This is a genomic window from Blautia sp. MB18-30 (genome assembly GCF_023669475.1).
GTDB classification, from domain to species: domain Bacteria; phylum Bacillota; class Clostridia; order Lachnospirales; family Lachnospiraceae; genus Blautia_A; species Blautia_A fusiformis.
In genome coordinates this window covers 19,317-27,915 of record NZ_JAMOYY010000036.1, presented here as the reverse complement: position 1 = coordinate 27,915, position 8,599 = coordinate 19,317, and the positions used below count along the sequence as shown (strand labels likewise).

The window sequence follows — 8,599 nt, the reverse complement described above, 5'->3', positions numbered from 1 at the left end:
AGAGGAGCTGTCCTTAGTACGAGAGGACCGGGATGGACGGACCGCTGGTGGACCGGTTGGCTTGCCAAAGCCATGGCCGGGTAGCCAAGTCCGGAAGGGATAAACGCTGAAGGCATCTAAGCGTGAAACCCCCCTCAAGATGAGATATCCCATTCTTAGTGAAGTAAACCCCCTTGAAGACGACGAGGTAGATAGGGCAGAGGTGGAAGTGTGGTAACACATGGAGCTGACTGTTACTAATCGGGTGAGGGTTTGACCAAGAAACGCAGGTTAAGAATTGATTCAAAGAGTTTGATTAATGATCAACAAGCATGTATGTAGTTTTTAAGGTACAAACCTTAATTAAATATTTAAGTAATCCTCCTTAGCTCAGTCGGTAGAGCATGCGGCTGTTAACCGCAGTGTCGTTGGTTCGAGTCCAACAGGGGGAGTTTTTTTGTTTCCTGTAAATGTAAAGTTTATGGGATTTTTTTATGCTTGATCTGTGACAGGATAAGGATGTAAAAACGTGCAGATATAAATAAGATACATTTATATCTGCACGTTTATTTTTGTAACTACAAATAGAAATATTGACTGTTAGAGATAATCAATAAATTTATAAAGCTATGACAGAGAAATTCCGGCTTATCGAATGAAATTAGTCATGATCTTCTGCTCTGTTTCCGGAGCGTCGATACCGGCCTTTTTACCGGCTTCAATACATTTTAACAGCCATGCCATGTTATTGCCTAACGTACGCATGATCTGGAGGCCTTCAGCGTCTTTTCTGACGTCATCCGGGGTATTGCCGTGAACCATTGTCCAGTAGTTTCCGGACACGACAGGCATCTGATGATAGGTAAAGTATTTGATCAGAACATCCAGAGTAGCAGTAGTACCGGCACGTCTTGCGGAAGCAACAGCTGCGGCAGGCTTGTGGATCATATCCTTTCCGGCCTTGGAAGCGAATTTATCCATGAATTCGATGATCTGTCCGGAAGGAGAAGCCCAGTAAACCGGAGAACCAACAATAAGGGCGTCAGCCTCTTTCATAATGGCAGCTGCGGCAGCAACGTTTTCCTGAGAAGGATCCCCGGCCTGGAAGATTTCTGCCTCCACACCGTTCTTCTTTAAGGTTTCTGCGATCTCTGTAAGAGCTGTATAAGTGCAGCCTTCTTTGCGAGGACTGCCGTTGAGTAATAAAACTTTCATTATTGTCATCCTTTCATATGATTTTTTAAGTCATCATACTTTCAATTATATACAGAGAAAAAATAATGTCAATGTTTGAAAAAAACAGAAAAAATTTTTCCGGGTAGGGTTTGAGAAAGGAAATACAAACCCTTAGAAAGCCCATTTTATAAGGCTTTTCGGCCTGTTTTCCGGCTTTGTAAAAAAAATTGAAATTTTTCAAAAAAAAGCTTGCAATTATAAAAAAGGTATGGTATTATTTAACTCGTCGCTGAGGGAAATACAAAACAGCGAAACATGAAAAAGAAATATGGCTCCATGGTCAAGCGGTTAAGACACCGCCCTTTCACGGCGGTAACAGGGGTTCAAATCCCCTTGGAGTCACTTAAAACTAAACTGGATATTCATTGACTCGATTCAACATTTGGTGTTTAATACGCCGATGTGGCTCAATTGGCAGAGCAGCTGATTTGTAATCAGCAGGTTATCGGTTCGAGTCCGATCATCGGCTTTTTGGACCTTTAGCTCAGTTGGTTAGAGCAACCGGCTCATAACCGGTCGGTCCTGGGTTCGAGTCCCCGAAGGTCCATTTTAAAAGTTTTATATTTTGTATGGCCCAGTGGCTCAGTTGGTTAGAGCGCCGCCCTGTCACGGCGGAGGTCGAGAGTTCGAGTCTCTTCTGGGTCGTTCATATTTGGGGTCTTAGCTCAGCTGGGAGAGCATCTGCCTTACAAGCAGAGGGTCATAGGTTCGAGCCCTATAGGCCCCATTTTTGAACAAATTAATTGAATATGCGGGTATGGTGGAATAGGCAGACACAAGAGACTTAAAATCTCTCGGGGGCAACTCCGTGCCGGTTCAAGTCCGGCTACCCGCAGTATCAGTAAGATTCCTTTTTCAGGGATCTTTTTTTGTATCATAAAATTTATTGATGAAAACGGGAAAATATTCCTAGCTTATTGGTAGGGATATTGACAAGGCTATTTTCCCATGATAGAATCCTGACAGTTGTAAAACAAATCGGACAGATATAAAAAATATATCCGTTGTCAGTATAAATATACATGGAAAGAATATAAGGAGAAGTCAGAAAATGCTGAATCAGTTTTCAAGAACAGAATTATTAATCGGAAAAGAAGGAATGGAAAAGCTGAAAAATTCCAGAGTCGCAGTATTCGGAATTGGCGGTGTTGGCGGATATACGGTGGAAGCACTGGTCAGAAGTGGCGTAGGTACCCTGGATCTCATTGATGATGATAAAGTATGCCTCACCAATATCAATCGCCAGATTTACGCAACAAGAAAGACTGTAGGGAAATATAAAGTTGACGTGGCCAGAGAACGTATTCTTGAAATTAATCCGGATGCAGTTGTAAATATCCACAAAACATTTTATGTGCCGGAGACAGCAGATTCCTTTGATTTTTCCCAATATGATTATGTAGTCGATGCGATCGACACTGTAACTGGAAAGCTGATGCTCGTAGAGCAGGCAAAGGCTTCAGGAACACCGATCATCAGCTCTATGGGGGCCGGAAATAAGATGGATCCAACAGGTTTTATAGTGACAGATATTTATAAAACGTCCGTCTGTCCCCTTGCAAAGGTCATGCGCCGTGAACTGAAAAAAAGAGGAATCAAAAAACTGAAGGTGGTTTACTCACAGGAGAAGCCAATGACTCCAATTGATGATATGGCGATCAGCTGCAAGTCTCATTGCATCTGTCCTCCGGGAACAGAAAGAAAATGTACTCAGAGACGTCAGGTACCGGGAAGTAATGCCTTTGTGCCTTCCGTAGTGGGATTGATCATTGCCGGTGAGGTTGTAAAGGATCTTATTAAATAAAAATTGGATCATTCTGTGTTACTGAGAAGGGAATGAACAGTAACCATTCTGTAAGAACAGATATTGCATGTATACTTATATTGTGCAATATCTGTTTTTTTGTGATAAAATATTTTTACAGATAGTTTTGTAAATAAAAGAGAAGGACAGATAAAGTATGGGGATCGTTGAAAAATTTATAAAAGAAGGACAGCTGACAAAGGAAGAATATCCGGAACTTCTGCACTTATACCAGGATCCGGATACGGTTCGTCTGCTTCGGGAAGAGGCTGTCCGTATACAGAAAAAATATTTTGGAAATAAAATATATACAAGAGGTCTGATAGAATTTACCAATTACTGCAGAAATGACTGCTATTACTGCGGGATCCGCCGTTCTAATAGGAATGCCAGCCGTTACCGCCTTACGAAGGAAGAAATCCTGCAGTGCTGCGAGAATGGCTATGAGCTGGGATTTCGGACATTTGTGCTCCAGGGAGGGGAAGACCCATGGTTTAATGATGACCGGATGGTTGACATCATCCGGTCCATCAAACAGGGATATCCGGACTGTGCGATCACGCTGTCCATTGGGGAGAAATCAAAAGAAAGCTATCAGAGATTTAAAGATGCCGGAGCAGACCGCTATTTACTCCGTCATGAGACGGCCAGTGAGGAACATTATCGTTATCTTCATCCGGAGAGTTTAAGTCTTGCAAACCGTAAACAGTGTCTTTATACCCTGAAGGAACTGGGATATCAGATAGGTGCCGGATTTATGGTAGGTGCGCCGGGACAGACGCTGGAGTATCTGGCGGAAGACCTTGTTTTTCTTAAAGACCTGAATCCGCATATGGTGGGGATCGGACCATTTGTCCCGCACCATGATACGAAATTTGCAGAGGAACCGGCAGGAAGTGTGGATCTGACACTGTTTCTGCTGTCTGTCATCCGGATCCTGCTTCCACAGGTACTTCTTCCGGCAACCACAGCACTGGGGACCCTGGACCCCAGAGGCAGGGAAAAGGGTTTTCAGGCGGGTGCAAATGTAGTAATGCCCAATCTTTCTCCGGTGAAGAACCGTAAACAGTATGAGCTTTATGATAACAAGATCTGTACAGGCGAGGAAGCAGCAGAGTGCAGAGGGTGCCTTACCAGACGTGTGGAGTCTGTAGGCTATGAAATCGTTACAGACCGTGGAGATTCCCCGATGACAGATTGACACGGGGTACAAAATACTTTCTTTTTTCAGCAATTTAAGGTAAAATACCAGTAAGATCAGATTGCTAAAAAATTAACATCTGGTCAGAAATAAGCGGAATTTTCCTGCAAAGCGGAATGCAGGAAAAATGATGGAGTGCGTAAAATATGGAAAAATCAGAAAATGCTGTGCGGAGCAGACTTCTGGAAGCGGGGAAGGAAGAATTCAGAGACAGGGGATTTCTGAAGGCTTCTCTTCGTGCGATCTGCAAAAAAGCAGAGGTGACTACGGGAGCGCTATATTTCTTTTTTGAAAGTAAAGCAGCTCTTTTTGAAGAAATCGTGGAAGAGACGGTAGAGGATCTGAAGCGGATCATGGGAGACTTTACGGATCAGGAAAAACAACTGCATCCGGAAGAATATGACAGGATACTTATGGAATTTATCTGGGAAAACAGGGACATCGCAAAAATCCTCATAGATGGAGCTGAAGGTACCAGATATGTGAATTTCCGTGAGGATGCCTGTACGAAAATGGAGCAGATCCTTAATGAACGTTTTCAAAAGGAATGTGGACAAGAAGTTGATCACGAGCTGGTACATATCCTGGTACAGATGAAATTTCAGGGATATTGTGAACTGCTCCGGGGAAACTGCTCCAGGGAAAAACTCCTGGAAATTTCCAGAATTCTGCAGATATGTTCCAGCCAGTGCCTTCTGGCAATTGAGGCAGAACTAAACAGAAAGCATTAAAAACCATTGCTCATTCTCCTAAAGTATGTTATGATTAACTTGGTTAGTTTTAACAAACCGAGGGAGGTGTAAATAACGTGAGATCAAATGAATCATCTGAAGATTATTTGGAAACAATCCTGATCCTTGGAAATAGGAGCTCTCTTGTAAGAGCTGTGGATATCGCGGCAGAGATGGGCTTTAAGAAACCGAGTGTCAGTGTTGCCATGAAGAATCTTCGCCAGAAAAATCTCATCACAGTAGCCGACAACGGAGATATCCGTCTGACAGAGGACGGACATAAGATTGCCGATAAGGTATATGAACGTCATCAGCTGATCTCTTCCTGGCTGATGATACTGGGAGTCCAGGAAAAAACAGCGATTCATGATGCCTGCAGGATCGAGCACATAATCAGTGAGGAGAGCTTTCAGGCATTGAAAAAGGCAGTTTATGAGCTGAGGGAGCAGCAGGCTGTGCTCCATGGAGAAACCGCGGATCAGGTTTGATCCCTGCAGCAGAAGCTATCAGGAATTGACAACTGAAAAAATAAGAATATAATGGAAATCCAGGTTATGAAATGGAGGATACCAAAAGATGAAATTACTTTTTATACGACATGGAGACCCGGATTACACAATAGATTCCCTGACCGAAAAGGGCTGGAAGGAAGCGGAATTTCTTTCTGAAAAGATCGCAGCTCTTGATGTCAGGGATTTTTATGTTTCTCCGCTTGGAAGAGCAAAGGATACCGCATCCTGCACACTGAAGAAAAACGGAAGAACAGCTACAGAATGCAAGTGGCTGAGAGAATTCGACGTAAAGATCAGAAGACCGGATCTTCATGGGGAAAGGATCATTCCCTGGGACTGGCTTCCCCAGGACTGGACGAAGATTGAAAATTTCTACAGCTTTGACCGCTGGTGGGATAATGACATCCTGCGAGAGGGAAAAATGAAAGAAGAGTATGACTGGGTCACACAGAATTTTGATAAAGTTCTGGCAGAGCATGGCTATGTGCGGGAAGGACATTATTACAGAGCAGAAAAAGCCAATGAAGATACGCTTGTGTTTTTCTGCCATTTCGGTGTAAGCTGTGTACTCATCAGCTATCTTCTCAGTATCTCTCCGCTGGTGATGCTGCAGAATTTCTGTGCGGCGCCGTCATCGGTGAGCACCATTGTTACAGAGGAGAGGCGAAAAGGGATCGCGTCCTTCCGTATGAGCTCTTTTGGAGACATTTCTCATTTGTATGCGCATCAGGAGCCGCCGGCTTTTGCTGCCAGATTCTGTGAGACATATGATAACAAAGAGCAGAGACACGACTAAAAAGCGAAAGAAACGGCTGTAATATTTCGGTTTTTTCCGGAAGACCATGGTAAATAATGATCAGCAGGATTATTTTGGAAAATGATTAGACTTCGTTAATAAATTTTATAAATTTATTAGAAATTGTACAAATTTCTCTCACATTTATCCTGTATGATATAAACATCTTAAGAGAACAGAAGCTCTTAAGAAAAACTCTTTCCTTTCCCTAAAATATGTATGAAGATAAACCACCGTTCCATTGGCAAGACAGAGCCGACAGGACGGTGGTTTTGCATTGCAGAAAAAAACTGCCGAAGGACAGAGGAGATAAAGATTTCCAATGTTTATCGGCAGCGTTTTTTTGTTGTCTGAGATTTATTGGATATACAGCTTCAGGCACAGCTACGGCCTGCGATAGCGGTTAAAGCAGGAATATATTTCCTGGATCCTGGGCATGGCATAACCGCATGGAATATAAGAGCCTTCCGAGAAGAAGGACAATCCCTGCCTTTTCAGCTGAGTATCCAGATAAGTGATGATCTCCGGCAGAGTACGTTTTCCGTCAATAAGATGTTCGCAGGCATATTTCAGAAGCAACGCCAGGGATGCAGTTTGCTCGGAGTCGATCAGCTGCTCCACATAGCGGAGATCCACTTCGGTTTTTCCAAGAGAAAAGCCATCTTTGCCGTGAACCTTGGTTTTCAGTCTTTCCGGCTGTCCGGGACGGCTGTGGCGGGATGGAGTCACTTTGGCCCTGGTCATGATGCGATGGCTTCCCGGAAGGCGGAATGCAGGGGCCTCAATGTCTGAGAGAGGATATTCCTGACAGAGCTTTTTGGTGACTGCTGTGATGTCCACCGGATGATAATTATCCATCTGGATCACAGTATCCGCAATATGGAAAAAAGCTCCGGAGCTTCCGGCAACCAGGATAGTGGAGATCTCTGCCTTTTCATAGAGATCCCGGGCACGTTCCAGAAATGGAGTGATGGGCTCCTTTTCCCGGCAGATCACCCGCTGCATGAAGGAATCACGGACCATAAAGTTGGTGGCAGAGGTATCCTCGTCAAGGAGAAAGACTTTACTTCCGGCCTCCATACTTTCCACGATACCGGCAGCCTGTGAAGTGCTGCCGCTGGCATCCTCTGTAGAAAAGCAGAGGGTGTCTTTTTTATTTGGAAGATCGTTGATAAAAAGAGAAATGTCCACATCTTTGATAAAACGGCCGTCCTCAGAGCGAAGCTTCTGAGCAGAAGGATCGGTAATGACATACTCCCGGCCATCGCCGGAAATGTGATCGTAAATTCCCAGCTCCAGTGCGTTAAGTAAGGTGGATTTGCCATGGTAGCCGCCACCTACGATCAAGGTGATGCCACAGGGAATGCCCATGCCTGTTATGGTTCCTCTGTGGGGCAGCTCCATGGAAACCCTCAGGCTTTCCGGAGAAACAAAAGGAACAGAGTTTTTCATCGGGCGTGAAGAGATGCCGCTTTCCCTGGGGAGGATAGCGCCGTCACTGACAAAGGCAGCCAGAGAACGTTTTTTCAGCTCCTGACGGATAAATGCCTGATCTTCGGCAAGGCAGATGGCTTTTCTCAGCGCTTCCGGGTCAAGATTCCGGTAAAAAAATGCCTTGTGAATACAGACCGGAAGAAAATCGAAGAGGATTTTTTCCAGTTCGGGGGAATTGATGGTTCTGCCATTGGCCGGGAAACCGATGAAGAAACGGGCAGTGATGCCTTTTTCCGTTATTTCACAGGCGGTACGTGCAAGAACCTCCTGACCACAGTGGCTTACTGAGATCAGGCCGCTTTTTCCGGAGCCCTTTGCACGGAAGGTATAACGGTTTACCTGCTGTTCAAACTGGCGGTTCAGAAAGTCTCCCAGTGTGATGCGGGTCAGGGAATCCTTATAATATTCTGCCGGAAATCCGGTGTCTCGGTGGGAAAGCTTCACACTGATGTGAGAGGGAGAGGCAAAAGGATCCCCCTGCACGTGGTCAATGGACAAAATATAACGGTCAAACTGGTATGCACCCCGCAGAGACTTGTATGCAGGATAGCTTTTGCGGTTGATGCTGTGAAGAAGCTCTTTTAGCTGAGCAGATGCTTGCATGTTGTTTCCTCCTTTGCCCTGTTGAAGCATACAGGTAAAGTCTACGGTGAAACAGAAAGCTTTCCGTGTGTGAGATACCTGAAAATTTTGGATACAGGGCCAATTCTTAAGAACTACTATAACGAATCATAAAGATTTTGTAAAGAATGGGAATTGCGGTGGAAATTCGTAAATGTTTGACCTATAATAGTAGACAGATTGCAGATAATATGATGAGAAACGGCAGCTGCCGGAAGCTATAAA

At 44.4% G+C, this 8,599-nt stretch carries 7 protein-coding genes, 7 tRNA genes and 1 rRNA gene; 13 read left to right on the top strand and 2 right to left on the bottom strand.

The genetic code is table 11. From position 1 onward, the window contains the following. Nucleotides 1-260: ribosomal RNA gene (locus NCY57_RS13580) — 23S ribosomal RNA — on the top strand; the annotation flags it as partial. A 98-nt stretch (nt 261-358) separates the two neighbouring features. After that, nucleotides 359-431: transfer RNA gene (locus NCY57_RS13575), tRNA-Asn, on the top strand. A gap of 196 nt (nt 432-627) precedes the next feature. On the opposite strand, the gene NCY57_RS13570 is transcribed toward NCY57_RS13575, so the two are convergent. Further along, entirely contained in the window at nt 628-1,194 is a 567-nt protein-coding gene (locus tag NCY57_RS13570; protein ID WP_059086184.1) for a flavodoxin family protein, read from the bottom strand. 291 nt (nt 1,195-1,485) lie between these two features. Between NCY57_RS13570 and NCY57_RS13565 the strand changes: the two genes are divergently transcribed. The 11 genes from NCY57_RS13565 to NCY57_RS13515 all read left to right on the top strand — a co-directional run bounded on the left by NCY57_RS13565 (nt 1,486) and on the right by NCY57_RS13515 (nt 6,259). Further along, nucleotides 1,486-1,557, top strand: a tRNA-Glu gene (locus NCY57_RS13565). Between the two features lie 54 nt (nt 1,558-1,611). Beyond that, nucleotides 1,612-1,684 (top strand) — tRNA-Thr (locus NCY57_RS13560). A 4-nt stretch (nt 1,685-1,688) separates the two neighbouring features. Then, nucleotides 1,689-1,762, top strand: a tRNA-Ile gene (locus tag NCY57_RS13555). A gap of 24 nt (nt 1,763-1,786) precedes the next feature. Continuing rightward, a tRNA-Asp gene (locus NCY57_RS13550) sits at nt 1,787-1,860 on the top strand. Nucleotides 1,861-1,869: 9 nt separating this feature from the next. Next, a tRNA-Val gene (locus NCY57_RS13545) sits at nt 1,870-1,942 on the top strand. A gap of 24 nt (nt 1,943-1,966) precedes the next feature. Next, nucleotides 1,967-2,050: transfer RNA gene (locus tag NCY57_RS13540), tRNA-Leu, on the top strand. Nucleotides 2,051-2,266: 216 nt separating this feature from the next. Beyond that, a complete protein-coding gene (locus NCY57_RS13535; protein WP_059086183.1) occupies nt 2,267-3,019 on the top strand; it encodes a tRNA threonylcarbamoyladenosine dehydratase in 753 nt (250 codons plus the stop codon). A 157-nt stretch (nt 3,020-3,176) separates the two neighbouring features. Then, complete coding sequence (gene hydE / locus NCY57_RS13530) at nt 3,177-4,220, top strand: [FeFe] hydrogenase H-cluster radical SAM maturase HydE (RefSeq protein WP_110102851.1); 1,044 nt, start codon at nt 3,177-3,179, stop codon at nt 4,218-4,220. Between the two features lie 146 nt (nt 4,221-4,366). Continuing rightward, nucleotides 4,367-4,951 carry a TetR/AcrR family transcriptional regulator gene (locus tag NCY57_RS13525; RefSeq protein WP_059086181.1) on the top strand — a complete coding sequence of 195 codons (585 nt, stop codon included), beginning with the start codon at nt 4,367-4,369 and terminating at the stop codon, nt 4,949-4,951. Between the two features lie 77 nt (nt 4,952-5,028). Further along, nucleotides 5,029-5,439 carry a metal-dependent transcriptional regulator gene (locus tag NCY57_RS13520; protein WP_021650250.1) on the top strand — a complete coding sequence of 137 codons (411 nt, stop codon included), beginning with the start codon at nt 5,029-5,031 and terminating at the stop codon, nt 5,437-5,439. An 88-nt stretch (nt 5,440-5,527) separates the two neighbouring features. Next, the gene (locus NCY57_RS13515) at nt 5,528-6,259 is read left to right on the top strand and encodes a histidine phosphatase family protein (RefSeq protein ID WP_250789761.1); all 732 of its coding nucleotides are present in this window, start codon (nt 5,528-5,530) and stop codon (nt 6,257-6,259) included. 384 nt (nt 6,260-6,643) lie between these two features. Here the strand turns inward: NCY57_RS13515 and NCY57_RS13510 are convergent, their stop codons facing one another. Continuing rightward, entirely contained in the window at nt 6,644-8,356 is a 1,713-nt protein-coding gene (locus NCY57_RS13510; RefSeq protein ID WP_250789760.1) for an ABC-ATPase domain-containing protein, read from the bottom strand. Nucleotides 8,357-8,599: the final 243 nt, after the last annotated feature.